The following is a 14098-nucleotide window of genomic DNA, read 5'->3' as shown; positions in this document are numbered from 1 at the left end:
CACTATGGTAGAAAAATTTGATAAAAAATTTAGTTTTTATTCTTTAAATTACTAACTGATTTCTTTGGAATATAAAATTCACAAGCTCCTCGAGTAGCAATAGTAGGCTGATCCCAAGCGCCACAAATATCTTTTTGGTTTTCAGGGGTTCTGGTGAATTGTTGGCATTTTCCACATCGGTTCATTTTTTGCTCCATTAAGGTTTCCTCCATTCCAATAAAATAAGTAACTCAAAGTAAACAGAACCTTTATTGTAACGTTAAAAAACCTCTACTATTTTGATTGTAATCAAGCCTTTCAAATTTTTAAAACCCTTCTCAAAATAGAAAAGCGCTAATAAGCGCTTTTTTATTCAACAACAGTATAAATGCTTACTATCTGTTAGCCTGTATGAACAATACGTTTCGCAATTAAGTCTTCAACTACACTTGGATCGGCAAGTGTTGATGTATCACCTAAACTATCTACGTCATTCTCAGCAATTTTACGTAAAATACGACGCATAATTTTTCCTGAGCGTGTTTTAGGTAAACCAGGAGCCCACTGTAAATAATCAGGTTTAGCAAAGCGGCCTAATTCTTTAGCAACAAACTCTTTTAATTCTTTATTCAATTCATCAGACTCTTCGGCATTCGCCATCAAGGTAACATAACAGTATACGCCCTGCCCCTTAATTTCATGCGGGTAACCAACAACAGCAGCTTCAGCTACAGCAGGATGAAGCACTAATGCACTTTCAATTTCAGCTGTGCCTAAACGATGTCCTGATACGTTTAATACATCATCAACTCGACCTGTAATCCAATAGAAACCATCTTCATCGCGTTTAGCACCATCACCAGTAAAGTAGTTACCTGGATATTGGCTAAGATAGGTTTGATAGAAACGATTATGATCGCCATATACTGTGCGTAATTGCCCCGGCCAGCTAGCTGTCATCACTAATAAACCTTGGTTTTCGCCCTCAAGTGTATTACCGTCTTTATCAAACAACGCTGGTTGCACACCAAAGAAAGGTTTACCGGCACAGCCTGGTTTCATATCGACAGCGCCAGGCAATGAAGTAATTAAAATACCACCTGTTTCTGTTTGCCACCATGTATCAACAATTGGGCAGTTGCTTTTTCCAACAACTTCATAGTACCAATGCCATGCTTCAGGGTTAATTGGCTCACCTACTGAGCCCAATAAACGCAATGAAGAAAGATCTGCTTTCTCAACTAGCTCGTTACCCACACTCATTAAGGCACGAATAGCCGTAGGTGCTGTATAGAAAACATTAACTTTATGCTTTTCACATACTTGCCAGAAACGTCCTGCATCAGGATAAGTTGGTACACCTTCAAATACTAACGTAGTTGCGCCATTTGCTAATGGGCCATAAAAAATATAAGAGTGACCCGTTATCCAACCAGCATCGGCTGTACACCAGTAAACTTCACCTTCTCTATAGTCGAATACATATTTATGGGTCATAGCTGCATATAAAATATAACCACCACAAGTATGTACCACACCTTTAGGTGTACCAGTAGAACCAGAAGTGTATAAAATAAATAATGGATCTTCAGCATCCATCACTTCAGGTTCACAAACAGCAGGTAAATTAGCTACTGCGTCTGCATAGTTGATATCTACTTTCTCATTCCAAGGAACATCTCCCCCTGTACGAGTAACAACAATAACTGAATGCACATCAGGACAATCAGCAACAGCCGCATCAACATTCGATTTCAGTGGAATATGCTTACCACCACGTACTGATTCATCAGCAGTGATAATAACTTTACATTCAGCATCAAGTACACGAGCTTTGATTGATTCTGTAGAAAAACCACCAAAAACAACAGAATGAATTGCGCCAATACGAGCACAAGCTAACATAGCGTAGCCAACTTCTGGGATCATCGGCATATAAATACAAACGCGATCACCTTTTTTTACGCCGCGCTCTTTTAGTAAGTTAGCAAAACGACAAACATGATCATGCAATTCTTGATAGGTTACTTTTAAGTCATCGCTAGGATCATCACCTTCAAAGATAATAGCAGTGTCATTCGCTTTAGTGGCTAGATGACGATCAATACAATTATAGCTAACATTAAGTTTTGCACCTGAAAACCAATTAATTTCTGAATTTTTCAAATCAACTTGGCTAACACTATCCCAAGGCTGATACCAATCAATAAATTCTTTAGCTTGCTCCCCCCAAAATACATCGGGTTGTTCAATAGATTGCTTGTACATAGCATCATAGGTTGCGCTATCAATATAAGTATGCGCTTTAGCTTTTTCTGAAACAGGATAACAAGGTTTTAATTCGTTCATGAAATATTCCTTCAGGGTTGTTAGTACCCATTGTAATAATTTTTATTTGATACTTTATTTAAATAAGTAAGATTGTGTTAATGCTAATTTTTTTACAGTAATTTTTATATACGCCTTTAGTCTTAAACTAAAGCGATAGTGCAGTACTTTAGTACTATTCCAGCAGTATAATATACAGTTAACTTACGGCTGAAATGATAACTGCTTATAGGCTATAACAGCTTTATATAATAGGAAATATTAGCATTTTTAGAAACAGCCGCAGGAGGATTTGATTCGTAAGATTATCGCAACTAATAAATATTAGTTATATTGAGTATTAATTTTAAAAAGCGCCCGAAGGCGCTCAATAATTATGGTACAGACTTAAAACTAGTTAAGCATCGCTAAACGTACTTGTTGTTGTCTTTCAAAAACCTCCTGCTCGCGTTCTACATATTTAACCCATTGTTGAGCTGTTTTTTTAATTTTGGGTAACTGTTCAGCTTTTACAAAAGCATCTAGCGATTTATTAAAGTCATTTAAATTAAAGTTTGCCATACCTTTGGCCAAATACATATTACCTAAATATTCTGGATTACTTTCACTTTGAGCTTTAACAATCGCTTGATCAGCAGCCGTAATAGCTTCTTTCCATTGCTCAGTATTTAAATATGTTTGTGCCAATAAGGCGTCATATTTTCCAGTATCTGCAATACTCGATAATTGATTCAGTACTACAATCGCTTTTTCTGGCTCTTTTGCACTGAGATAAGCACGAGATAATAATGCTAGGCTATCTTCTTGGGCAACAACAACGCCTTGCTCTATCGCTTTATTTAGTAAGCTAGCAGCTTTAAATGGCGCTCCATGAAATTGGTATAATTGAGCAAGTGTTATAATCTCACTTGATTTTGTTATATAACCTGCTTGATAGGCTGCTTCCATTACTGCAATTTGTTTATCTTCTTCGCCAATTTCACCGTACATACCCGCAAGCTGTAACCAATATTGTGGTTTACTGTATAAACGTACCAACTGTTCCATAACTTCTGTAACTTGCTTTGGCTGATCCAATTCATAATGTGTAGCGCGTTTTAATACCAGCCAGTTTTCTTTTGGTTGTTTATTTTTTTCTGCAGCAACCTTAATTGCATTTTCAATATGCATCAAACTATCAACGTACTGCTTGTCTTGATAATAAATTTGAGCAAATAGCATTTCTTGATTAGCCGTTAATGCTTTAAATTGCGTTTCTTTCCATGCTTTTAAATGCGATAGGGCTTTTGCGTAATCTTGTTTTTGCATTGATAATTGTGCAAGTGAATAACGTGTAGAACTAAGCAAGGTATCTGGAATAGCACTCTCATCGCTAATCACTTTTGTAAAACTTGCTATCGCATTATCAATATCATCATTCGCGTAATGCATAAAACCGTAGAAGTTATAAAGCATGGCTTGTTCATAGCCGTTTAAACTATCAATTTGCCCTTCCACTTCACTTAATACAACAAAGCCTGCTTCTTTGTCACCGTCATCACTTAGTTTCTGTGCTCGGGCAAGTTGCGTATAAACACGGTTTCGCATTGCAGGCACTTTTTTACTCGCACGATAACTTTTGTGTTCTTGTTGACTATTTGCTTGCCCAGTCTCGGTTTGACTATTATTGTTTGCCATTACATTATTTGATGAGAACAAGACTATCAAACTTAATGTTGACGTTAATAATAAGGTGTTTTTCATCTTCATAATTTTTTCCCATTCGCTATTTTTATGTAAAACTTTGGTTATCCGTCTATTTCAAAGCTAATTTTATTTTGTACCCCAGCAACCGCCATTGCTTCACCGTCAACGACTCTAGGTTTGTATTTAAACTTAACCACAGCGTCGAGTGCTGCACGGTCAAATACCCCTTCAGGCTCTGCATGCACAACAATAGGATTTGTTACGGCACCTGTTTTAGTTACCGTAAATTCAACAACAACAAACCCCTCAATTCCTCGGGCTTGTGCTCTACGTGGATACACAGCTGCCACTTTTACAATAGGTAAGTAATCCCCATCACCACTATCCAAATTCAAACCTCCAGCCAAACCTGAATCTGTTTGAATATCGGCAGCAAAGCTATTTTTTGCCGCTGCGGCATTGGGATTACTTTGCTGCATTGGTGGTGTTGTCATTTGCGGAGGCGGCTCTTTGGGTTTAGCTGGTTTTTGTACCTTGCGCTCTTTTTTTACAACAGACTCATCTTTTTTTAAGCGGATAAAATCAAGTACATTTCCTTTAATTGGTTCCTTCATTACGTCATTACCGCCAGCGATAAGCTTTTGCATTCCCCAAAGTAAAATAAAAGTCATACTTAGTGCCATGGCTCCAGCAATAACATATCGAACACCACTACGAACTATAATTGTAGACACGTAAATATCTCCCACTTTTGTTATGCGTCTTGCGCAGCAATAGATACATCAAACACACCAGCTGCACGCGCTGAATCCATTACTTTAATTAAAGTATCTGTTGTTGATTTTTTATCTGCTTGAATAACAACTGTTCCTTGTGGGTTTTCAGCTTTTAATCGTTCAATATTTGCCTGTACGCTACGAATATCCACTTTACGCTTGTTGATCCAAATATCACCTTTATCACTGATGGCTACTAGGATATTAGCGCGTTCTTTTTTTACTGCTGTCGCCGCTTCTGGACGATTAACATCAATACCCGCTTCTTTAACGAACGAGGCCGTTACAATGAAGAAAATTAGCAATATAAAAACCACATCCAGCATGGGGGTCATATCAATTTCTTCTTTTTCTTCTTGCGCTTGGAGCATTTTATTTAAATGACGCATTTCTTATTCCTACTTTATTAATACACAACCCTTAATCAACAAATGATCAGGATACATACCTTGAAGACATACTTTGAAGGCACCGTTTACTTAATACTTTTAATGTTTAACAATCAGGCTATCTGCTAATAACTCTGTTTCTTTTTTAGCATTGCGTTTTATCCAAGCAACCGTAAATACCCCAGATAATGACCCAACCATACCCGCCATTGTTGGAATAGTAGCTCTTGAAACACCAGATGCCATTGAACGTGCATTTCCACTTCCTGAAATAGCCATCACATCAAATACTTCAATCATTCCCGTCACTGTTCCCAACAATCCCAACAAAGGACAAAGCACCACAAGTGATTGAATAAGAACAATATTCCGATTCAGCTTAGTTGCACCGCGCGAAATTAACGCGGTGCGAATTTGCTCACTGTTCCATGAAGTATGCTCAGTTCTGTTTTCCCATGTTTTAATCAAATGTTGTTTAACACTTTTATAGCTTAATGAAATAAAGACAAAGCGTTCAAAAATCATTAACCACATGATAAAAATCACAAAACCAATCACAGTTAAAACCTGCCCACCAGTGTCCATAAACTCAACTATTGCATCGTACATTTCAGCTAAGGCAATCACGTTTTATGCTCCTTGACCTGCTAATGCTGCATTTTCAGAGCGTTGAGCGATTATTCCAGTGCTTTCCTGTTGTAAAATATTAATAATATTTTTACTGCGACTATTTAAGTAAGCGAATAGGAATACCATAGGAATGGCAACAACAAGACCAAGTACTGTTGTTACTAATGCCTGGGAAATACCACCAGCCATTAATTTGGGGTCACCTGTACCAAATAAGGTTATTGCTTGGAATGTATTTATCATGCCAGTTACTGTACCTAACAAGCCGATTAAAGGGGCTACAACAGAGATAATTTTAATCAAAGTGAGCATGCTAGACAGTTTGGGTAATTCTCGTAAAATAGATTCAGAAAGTTTTAACTCTAATGTATCTATATCTAAACCTGGGTTGTTATCTTTAACTTGCATGACTCGTCCTAACGGATTGTCATTTGAAGCTTTATCTGATTTAAGTTGACGATTAACTTTGGCACCAACTGACACTAAATTAATGAAACGTACTAACGCAATGAGTAAACCCACAGCACCAATAGCTAAAATGATGTAACCAACGACCCCCCCTTGATCTACTCGTTCACGTGTGTCTGGTGCTTGTACAAGTAAACTTAAAATTGAACCACCCGTTGGATCTAACGCAAAAGCAGTGGTTTCTTTACTGGTTGTTAAAGCATCAACTGTCGATAAATAGCGGTTTGCTGGTTGTCTAATTAACTCAGCTACAGTGCCCGTTTCATCGATGTATTCTAAATACTTACCATCAGCAATTAAATTAAAGCCACCAACACGTGTAACATCAGTATTTTTTCGTTCACCATTAGCTAAAACGACTTCACGATTAAAGGTATGAATTTTTCCGCTTTCAGTCATTTCTCTTTGTAACTCAAACCATAAACGTTCTATTTCTTCAATTGAGGCTAATTTACTGCTTGACCCCATGCTCTGAGAAAATTCATTTAAGAACTCGCCACGAGCTGGTATCTGCGCCGATATTACTGAGGTTTGAAATTTACTTTGAGTATCGCCTGACACTTGCTGTAATACACCAAACAACTCTTTTAATTCGCCTAAACGTTTGTCAAGTGCATCAGTTTTATTTGCTAATTCAATTTCATTATCAGCAAACAACTGCTCTAATTGTGCACTCAGTTCTATCGCTGAATTTCTTTTACTTTTAATGTCATCAAGCATTGATTGTTGTTGGTTTACTTTGGCTTTAAACTCAGCTTCTCTTGTTTTATTTTGTTTAGATTGAGCAATTTTTCCCTGCTGAAGCTGGTTTAATAAATCGTCTAAGTTAGTCGCTTGCTGAGCCACACTTACGCCACATACCATGGCAAGAGAAAGAGTGAGCGAAGTGATTGTTTTTTTACAATGTTGGCTAATAGTTGTAATCGATTTAACCGTTTTAATGATAGTCATGATTGTTACTCTGCTATAGCTTGGCTTGGGTGTTTGTTAATGGCACCATAATTAAATCAGGTGCTAATTGTTTACGCGCAATACGAAGAGCTTTATTGACACCTAAACGGTAGTCTTGTGAAAGCGTTTGCCATTGTCCCGTAGTTTGATCCCACTGACCTAATTGACTACCGTCACGTGTTTGATAAATAAAACTCACTCGGCCAACACGTAAAAAGTCTACATCCATCTCTTGTCCTCCAAGGGCTAAAAGACCACTATAAGCTTCAATAGTACGACCGTAATCAACTTCAACTTGGTAAGCTTCAAGAACACGACGAAACTTTTCAGCCACAGAAATATCTGCTCGAATCATCATGTCATTTAAGTCATTTAGGCGCTTACTACGTTCTTGTGGTAGAAACGGAACATCAAGCTTGACAAAGTTTTCTAATGTAGAAATCATACGAGCCATTAAAGGAGAAACTTGTCGTTCAATAACGCTAACTTCTTCCATTGACTTAGCCAGTTGGCTTAGCTCTGCCATTTGGTTATCAAGCTGCGCTTGCATTTGTTGGTTGTATACAGTTAAACCGTCAAGTTCTTTAGTAACAGTATTAAACTGCTGTAATTTAGTTTGCACTTGCTCGGTTAAACTGTTTACTTTTAACTGTGAATTAGCAGCTGATTGGTTTATTTTTTGCCCTGCTGCAACCACTTTATCAAGCTGTTCATCTTGGTTAGCACTAGCATTAAGCAAGGTAATAGTACTAAAGCTAAGCATTAAACTTGCTTTGGCAAGGTGTGATAATTTCATCGATTTACCTATCTCTTGTCATAAAATAATTGAGGTAAGTCTAACGAGTAAATGTGACACTTAAGTTATAGAAATATGACGGTTAGGTTTCAGTAATATTTCATTTTTATGAACTGTACTTTAATTGAACTGACGTGTGGTTACGTTGATTTTGAAGCTCACTAACTCACGGTGTTATTGCTAATTCACAGGGAGATTTATTGGGAAAAAAGCGAATGGTAATTGAACGCTGACTTATTAGGTAACACCAGCACAATTAATGATGTATTCCAGTGCTCCTGTTACTGCGGCAACCTGTGCAAGAATACAGTTTTCATCATCTGACTTAGGGCTGTCTGGATAAACTTCGGTAGTGGTAACATAGGTTGCATCGGTTAGCCCCATACATAACCCTAACTCTCTTCCTGCATAATTAATAACACCACATTGTGCTAATTGAACACCAATAAGCTGACCGTTTTTATCGGCAGGCGCTATATGAGTAACTTTTTCTACAGCGGTAATAATAGCCTGCTGAAAATCAACTTGGGGGTTGAGCGTGTCACCGACTAAATAAAACCCATCAGGAATGTTCCAATTCTTTTGTTCTATAGCATCACGCGCTGACAGAGCTGGCCTAAATACAGTATTGTCTGTATCTGTTGTTTCATGTAAATCAATATGCGCAAAAATATCAACATCAAGTGATTGTATAAAAGCCATTAAATTAGCCGCTTCTTGCGAAGGACTATTTTCATAAAATGAACGATTAGGGTCTATCGCATTAGGATTCCAGCGATTAATAGTTTCATAACCCCATGGACTAACGCAGGGAGCAACAACCAAATTAAATAATTGACTATAATTAGCACATTGCTGGTTATCTGAGTTAAGTGCTTCATTCTCTAAAAAGCGCAAAGCACCTTGTACACCACTCGTTTCATAGCCATGTACTCCTCCCGTAACCAGTAGCGTTTTTTTATCACGTTGCCAATGTTTACTTTTTAATGCAAATAATGGGTAACGTTGTTTATCTACAGGTAAATAACCATATTCCACAATGTCAAAAGTAGGTGATAAAAGGGTAATTTTACTAATAACCTCGTCTTGATACGAACGTTTAATGGTTTGTTGTTCAAACCATTTTAGCTTATCAATTTCATTCCATTTTTGCCCTAATGTACCAATAGAATTTTCAACGTTGTTTGTCATACTTTACCCATTTTAATTTATTGCTTTGTTCTGTTAGCTTATCTACTTATCCTTTAGCATTCGCGGCTCTTATTATTTAGAGTCTGCACGACCCATAAATTTATGCTCTGCAGTATTTATTTTGATCTTATCGCCATTAGAAATATGCTCTGGCACTTGTATAACTAAACCCGTTGATAATGTTGCAGGTTTTGTTCGTGCACTTGCCGATGCGCCCTTTATAGATGGGTCAGTTTCAGTGATAACTAAATCAACACTGGCTGGAAGATCAATACCTACAGGGACGTCATCAATAATAATAACTGATAAACCTTGAGTTTCTTCATTGATGAATAACACTTCTTCACTGATACTGTCTTTGTTTAAGTTATAAGGTGTGTAATCTTCATTATCCATGAATATATACTCTTCACCGTCTATATACGAAAACATTGCTGGGCGACGGCTTAAATCTGCCAAATTCAGCATATCTTCTGCCTTAAAGGTTTCATCAACTTTTCCGCCAGTAACTACATCATACAAACGCATACGATATAAACTTCCACCTGCTCGACCTTGCGGTACTGAACGTGTTATATCTCGAACAATTAAAACTTTACCATTATGCTCTATCGCAGCATTCTTTTTAATCTCACTTGCCTTTGGCATGGGAAACTCCTTTAATTATACAAATATTGAAACATTGAAAAATAAGCGACGAAAATACCACGAATTATCACTAATGCAAGTAATGGATCATTTAAATATAAATATAAATGATCGAAACAATAAAACAATACAAATACACTTCCATAAAAAGCAAAAAGGCTAGCATAATTTTTTATGCTAGCCTTTTTATCGACTTTTCAATATTAGCTATTTAGGTTTATTCGTAAGAGCGCTCTAACCAAGCTATTTGTAGCTTTAAATCTTCAATTTCATTATGTGCATCAGCTAACTGTTGTTGAGTAGTTTTTTGTTCATTAATGCTATTTTCGGCATTCAACTCAGTATTATTTGACATATTACTACTATCCTCGTGGGCCATATAACCCTCTCAATTTTGGTTTCTAGAGTTGTATTATTACATACTGGATTACAAAAGTAATAGTATTAGTCAGTTATTATTAATATTCATCTAAGTAATAAACATAACCTGATTATAGAGAGTTATGTTTACACTAAGTATTCGCTGCCACTTACCACATTAAATCATCTGGAATTTGATAATCAGCATAAGGATCGTCTTCATCAATCTGTTCGTCTATCATTTTATCATTTTGAACTAAAACAACATTTTTATCCAATTCAGCTAGCTTATCAGCGGTCTCTCTCGTAACAAGGTAAGTAACATCTTCAAGTCCACATAAGGATAAGCGTCCATTAACTAATGCTTTGTGTGTTGCGGAATCTAACGATAGCTTTTTAATTTTACTGCCAAAAGTATAATTATAGTCATTATCTCCTTCAACATTCACGATTTGGTGATGAATTAAAATTTGTTTGATTCGTAACACTTGTTCTTTCTCTGCTAATTGCTGCTTTTTCAATGCATTTAACGCGTTGTCTTTTTCTTGTTTGACAATTTTCTCTTTCGCCAAATCTTGTTTAACTTGTTCTTGTAGCGTTGCATCATGCTGAACGCCACTGCGTTTCTGTTTATTTTTTTTACGTTGATCCGCATTTGCTTGTCGTGCTTTTTGCTTGGTCGTTAAACCGGCTTTAAGTAATTGTTCTTGAAGTGATGCCATGATAAATTTTAACCGTATTTAATGCTATATTTGTTAGTGCACTGTTATTTATGACTATTGCTAATAAGCTATTCTAACAATAAAAGATAAAGAGACAAACCTTAAATAATTTATCTGTTCATAATATTTCAGTTCACTTTATCTCTCTTTACGAGATGAACAGTTAACATAAAATGTTATTAATTCTGCAAGGATGACTACATTAATGTAGCTTTTTAGAAAAAGGAGCTAATTTTCGCACGAAGCTGTAATTAATTTGTGGTGCCGCTAAATATGACCATTTAGCAACAGAAGCGTAATTTAGTTTTACCTATACTTTAACCAACTGTATGCTTATTTTACCAGCTGGATATGCCTATCATTCTTGACCACATTTGTTTGTTCAGGAGGTGTTATCATGACGTCTTTGGTTCTTGACTCACCATTTTGATATCGATGATATGAGCATTGCTTAAGCCCCATTTGATAACAAAAATTATTAAAAATTTTAAAATCATTACGTGTAAAGTTCTGACCTTCCTGGGTTAATAAGCCATCAATGTACATTGCATCACCATTAATATTGCAATTGGCAATAGCTGAATATGGTTGTCCATACTCGGCAACTTTTAACGCTCTCACCATTTTAACTTCAAAAATCCAATCCCCAATTTGTACATGTTTTGACATTGATTCTGGTTCTGTCACTTAAAACTCCGAAAACGATACACACTAATAACTAATCAGGAATTATAACATTCGATTAACCGTAAAATCTAAATAAAAATCAACTTTTTTACCTGTACTTATTGAGTATAAAAAACATACACTTAGTATTTTACATTCTTACCATTTTAATAAAATCAACAAAAGCTTCGTTAGTTTGTGTTAATAAGTTATTCTTTAATTCACAACTTATTATTAATTTTTCAACACGCTTTATGACTATGTTATGTTAAAAACTACGCCTTTTAAGAAAATTGCTGTTTCTTTATTACTAATTAGCTCTCTTATTATCGCTTCTGGTATTACTTGGATATATAGTCAAGTAGAAGGAGCATTACCAATTTTAGATGGTAAAAAAACAGTTTTCGGCTTAATTAAAAGCGCAATCATAGAGCGTGATGAACAGGGTATTGTTACAGTAAAAGCCAGTAATCGTTTAGATATTGCCGTTGGAATAGGTTTTGTTCATGCACAAGAACGTTTTTTTCAAATGGATTTACTAAGGCGAAACTCTGCTGGAGAACTGTCCAGTCTATTTGGTAATGTCGCGCTTAATTACGACAAATCAATTCGTGTTCATCGATTTAGAGAAAGAGCCATAGAAATAGTTAATAATTTACCTAAAGATCAAAAAGCCTTACTAAAAGCTTATACTAGAGGTGTGAATCAAGGACTAAAATACATAAGTTCACACCCGTTTGAATACCTGCTATTGCAACAAGAGCCGACTCAATGGAGCGAAGAAGATTCAATTTTAGCGGTTTTTAGTATGTATATAGATTTGCAATATAAAGATGGACAACGTGAACGCACATTAGGATTAATGAAAGCTATATTATCAGCCGATGTTTATGCCTTTTTAAACCCTAAAGGCAGTATATGGGATGCTGCCATTGATAATAGTCAATATCAACCATCACCTATGCCTGAAGAGGCTTGGCCGTCAGCCTCGAATGCAGCATTACCCCAAATAGCACCATCAAACCAAGTAGCCCGAAATGAAGCACAAGCAAAATATCAAGCAGATGCTTTCCCAGGTTCTAACAATTGGGGAATATCAGGACAGCTAACATCTACAGGCAGTGCCATTATAGCAAATGACATGCACTTAGGCTTACGTGTTCCAAATACATGGTTTAGAGCCAGCTTTGAATACCCTGTTAATAATCAACACATAAAAGTGACAGGAGCAACCCTACCTGGTGTGCCTAGTATGATTGTGGGAAGCAACGGTCATATTGCTTGGGGATTCACGAATAGTTATGGTGATTATAATGACGTAATTAAACTTAAAAGCATTAATAATGACAAACAATACCTAACTCTTGATGGTGTTAAAGATTTCACTTTTCATAAACAACTCATTGCCATTAAAAACGAGCAACCCGTTGAGGTTGTAATAAAGGAAACCATTTGGGGACCTGTTATTGGCAAAAACCATCAAGGCGAACTACTTGCTTACCGCTGGGTCGCGCACGATAAACAAGCGGTCAATTTTGCTTCAACAGAGTTAGAGCTTGCTACACAGGTGACACAAGCATTTAGTATTGCAGCTAAAAGTGGCATGCCTGCGCAAAATATTATAATAGGTGATAAAAAAGGAAACCTAGGTTGGACAATTATGGGACCTTTACCTAATAAATTTGGTGGAATAGGCGAAACTCCTACTTTTTGGCATCAAGGTAAAAATGGTTGGGCGGGGTATTTATCGCCTCAAGAATACCCTCGTATTTTGAATCCAGAAAGTAGTCGTTTATGGACAGCAAACGCTCGTGTTGTAGGTGGAAAAATGCTACAAAAAATTGGTAATGGCGGCTATGCACTAGGTGCACGTGCAAAACAAATTCGTGATGATTTGTTCAACCTTAAAACATTTGACGAAAAATCTTTACTAGTAATAGGTTTAGATGATCATGCCGAATTTTTAAAACCTTGGCAGTCTTTCTTATTAACAACAGTGCTTAATGAACAAACATTAGCAAAACACCCTGAATTCAACGAAGTAAAAGACTTGTTATCAAAAGACAAAGCATTAAGTGCGAGTATTGATTCAGTAAGCTATCGCATCGTTAGAAACTTTCGCATTAATGTGCGTGATTTAATTTTTAGTGAACTTAATACTACATTAAATAACTTAAGTGAATCTTATAGTTTTCGTAGTATTCGCCATCAAATAGAAACCCCTTTGTGGAAATTAGTCAATCAACAGCCTGAAAATTTCCTTATGCGGCCACTTAATAGCTGGCAGGCTGTTTTTAATCAAGCGTTACAAAAAACCATTGATGATATGGTTACCTTAAGCTCTGGTGATAAACAGTTACTTAGTCAAGCAACTTGGGGACAACAAAATACCACTGAAATTAATCATCCGTTAAGTAAAGCGATACCTTTTTTGGGAAGGTGGTTAGATATGCCCGCAATGGCATTATCAGGCGATAGTTTTATGCCGAAAGTACAAGGTAAAAGTTT

The 14098-nt window shown here is 36.4% G+C and carries 14 protein-coding genes; 1 reads left to right on the top strand and 13 read right to left on the bottom strand.

The genetic code is table 11. From position 1 onward, the window contains the following. Positions 1-29 precede the first annotated feature (29 nt). From ACE1OF_RS14750 to ACE1OF_RS14690, 13 genes are all read right to left on the bottom strand, one after another. Positions 30-197, bottom strand: a complete 168-nt coding sequence (locus ACE1OF_RS14750) for a hypothetical protein (protein ID WP_448895409.1) — start codon at positions 195-197, stop codon at positions 30-32. Between the two features lie 184 nt (positions 198-381). Further along, positions 382-2328: an acetate--CoA ligase gene (gene acs, locus ACE1OF_RS14745; RefSeq protein WP_448895408.1), complete on the bottom strand. Its 1947-nt coding sequence runs from the start codon at positions 2326-2328 to the stop codon at positions 382-384. A 372-nt stretch (positions 2329-2700) separates the two neighbouring features. Continuing rightward, positions 2701-4056 (bottom strand): tetratricopeptide repeat protein, encoded by a 1356-nt coding sequence (locus tag ACE1OF_RS14740; RefSeq protein ID WP_448895407.1) that lies wholly within the window; start codon positions 4054-4056, stop codon positions 2701-2703. 38 nt (positions 4057-4094) lie between these two features. Then, a complete protein-coding gene (locus ACE1OF_RS14735; RefSeq protein WP_448895440.1) occupies positions 4095-4676 on the bottom strand; it encodes an energy transducer TonB in 582 nt (193 codons plus the stop codon). A 71-nt stretch (positions 4677-4747) separates the two neighbouring features. After that, a complete protein-coding gene (locus ACE1OF_RS14730) occupies positions 4748-5158 on the bottom strand; it encodes an ExbD/TolR family protein (protein WP_448895406.1) in 411 nt (136 codons plus the stop codon). A 99-nt stretch (positions 5159-5257) separates the two neighbouring features. Next, a complete protein-coding gene (locus ACE1OF_RS14725; RefSeq protein ID WP_448895405.1) occupies positions 5258-5785 on the bottom strand; it encodes a MotA/TolQ/ExbB proton channel family protein in 528 nt (175 codons plus the stop codon). Positions 5786-5788: 3 nt separating this feature from the next. Beyond that, positions 5789-7171: a MotA/TolQ/ExbB proton channel family protein gene (locus tag ACE1OF_RS14720; protein WP_448895439.1), complete on the bottom strand. Its 1383-nt coding sequence runs from the start codon at positions 7169-7171 to the stop codon at positions 5789-5791. 49 nt (positions 7172-7220) lie between these two features. Then, positions 7221-8003, bottom strand: a complete 783-nt coding sequence (locus ACE1OF_RS14715) for a DUF3450 domain-containing protein (protein ID WP_448895404.1) — start codon at positions 8001-8003, stop codon at positions 7221-7223. A 237-nt stretch (positions 8004-8240) separates the two neighbouring features. Further along, entirely contained in the window at positions 8241-9194 is a 954-nt protein-coding gene (locus ACE1OF_RS14710) for a M14 family metallopeptidase (RefSeq protein WP_448895403.1), read from the bottom strand. Positions 9195-9266: 72 nt separating this feature from the next. Further along, positions 9267-9842: an elongation factor P-like protein EfpL gene (gene efpL, locus ACE1OF_RS14705; RefSeq protein WP_448895402.1), complete on the bottom strand. Its 576-nt coding sequence runs from the start codon at positions 9840-9842 to the stop codon at positions 9267-9269. Between the two features lie 217 nt (positions 9843-10059). After that, on the bottom strand, positions 10060-10197 hold the full coding sequence (locus ACE1OF_RS14700; RefSeq protein ID WP_448895401.1) for a hypothetical protein: 138 nt from the start codon (positions 10195-10197) through the stop codon (positions 10060-10062). Positions 10198-10372: 175 nt separating this feature from the next. Beyond that, positions 10373-10924 (bottom strand): DUF2058 domain-containing protein, encoded by a 552-nt coding sequence (locus ACE1OF_RS14695; RefSeq protein WP_448895400.1) that lies wholly within the window; start codon positions 10922-10924, stop codon positions 10373-10375. Positions 10925-11257: 333 nt separating this feature from the next. Next, positions 11258-11611 (bottom strand): hypothetical protein, encoded by a 354-nt coding sequence (locus tag ACE1OF_RS14690; protein WP_448895399.1) that lies wholly within the window; start codon positions 11609-11611, stop codon positions 11258-11260. A 244-nt stretch (positions 11612-11855) separates the two neighbouring features. Here ACE1OF_RS14690 and ACE1OF_RS14685 point away from each other — a divergent pair. Further along, positions 11856-14098 (top strand): penicillin acylase family protein (locus tag ACE1OF_RS14685; protein WP_448895398.1); only part of this gene is annotated, 2243 nt, incomplete at its 3' end.

The sequence above is a fragment of the Colwellia sp. E150_009 genome (assembly GCF_053543955.1).
This window is presented reverse-complemented; position numbering and strand designations above follow the sequence as displayed.

Excerpts from the sequence above, each read along its gene's own strand:
- ACE1OF_RS14735 (WP_448895440.1), bottom strand. The coding sequence starts at position 4,676 with ATGGCACTAAGTATGACTTTTATTTTACTTTGGGGAATGCAAAAGCTT.
- ACE1OF_RS14700 (WP_448895401.1), bottom strand. The coding sequence starts at position 10,197 with ATGTCAAATAATACTGAGTTGAATGCCGAAAATAGCATTAATGAACAA.
- acs (WP_448895408.1), bottom strand. The coding sequence starts at position 2,328 with ATGAACGAATTAAAACCTTGTTATCCTGTTTCAGAAAAAGCTAAAGCG.
- ACE1OF_RS14710 (WP_448895403.1), bottom strand. The coding sequence starts at position 9,194 with ATGACAAACAACGTTGAAAATTCTATTGGTACATTAGGGCAAAAATGG.
- efpL (WP_448895402.1), bottom strand. The coding sequence starts at position 9,842 with ATGCCAAAGGCAAGTGAGATTAAAAAGAATGCTGCGATAGAGCATAAT.
- ACE1OF_RS14750 (WP_448895409.1), bottom strand. The coding sequence starts at position 197 with ATGGAGCAAAAAATGAACCGATGTGGAAAATGCCAACAATTCACCAGA.
- ACE1OF_RS14715 (WP_448895404.1), bottom strand. The coding sequence starts at position 8,003 with ATGAAATTATCACACCTTGCCAAAGCAAGTTTAATGCTTAGCTTTAGT.
- ACE1OF_RS14695 (WP_448895400.1), bottom strand. The coding sequence starts at position 10,924 with ATGGCATCACTTCAAGAACAATTACTTAAAGCCGGTTTAACGACCAAG.
- ACE1OF_RS14740 (WP_448895407.1), bottom strand. The coding sequence starts at position 4,056 with ATGAAGATGAAAAACACCTTATTATTAACGTCAACATTAAGTTTGATA.
- ACE1OF_RS14730 (WP_448895406.1), bottom strand. The coding sequence starts at position 5,158 with ATGCGTCATTTAAATAAAATGCTCCAAGCGCAAGAAGAAAAAGAAGAA.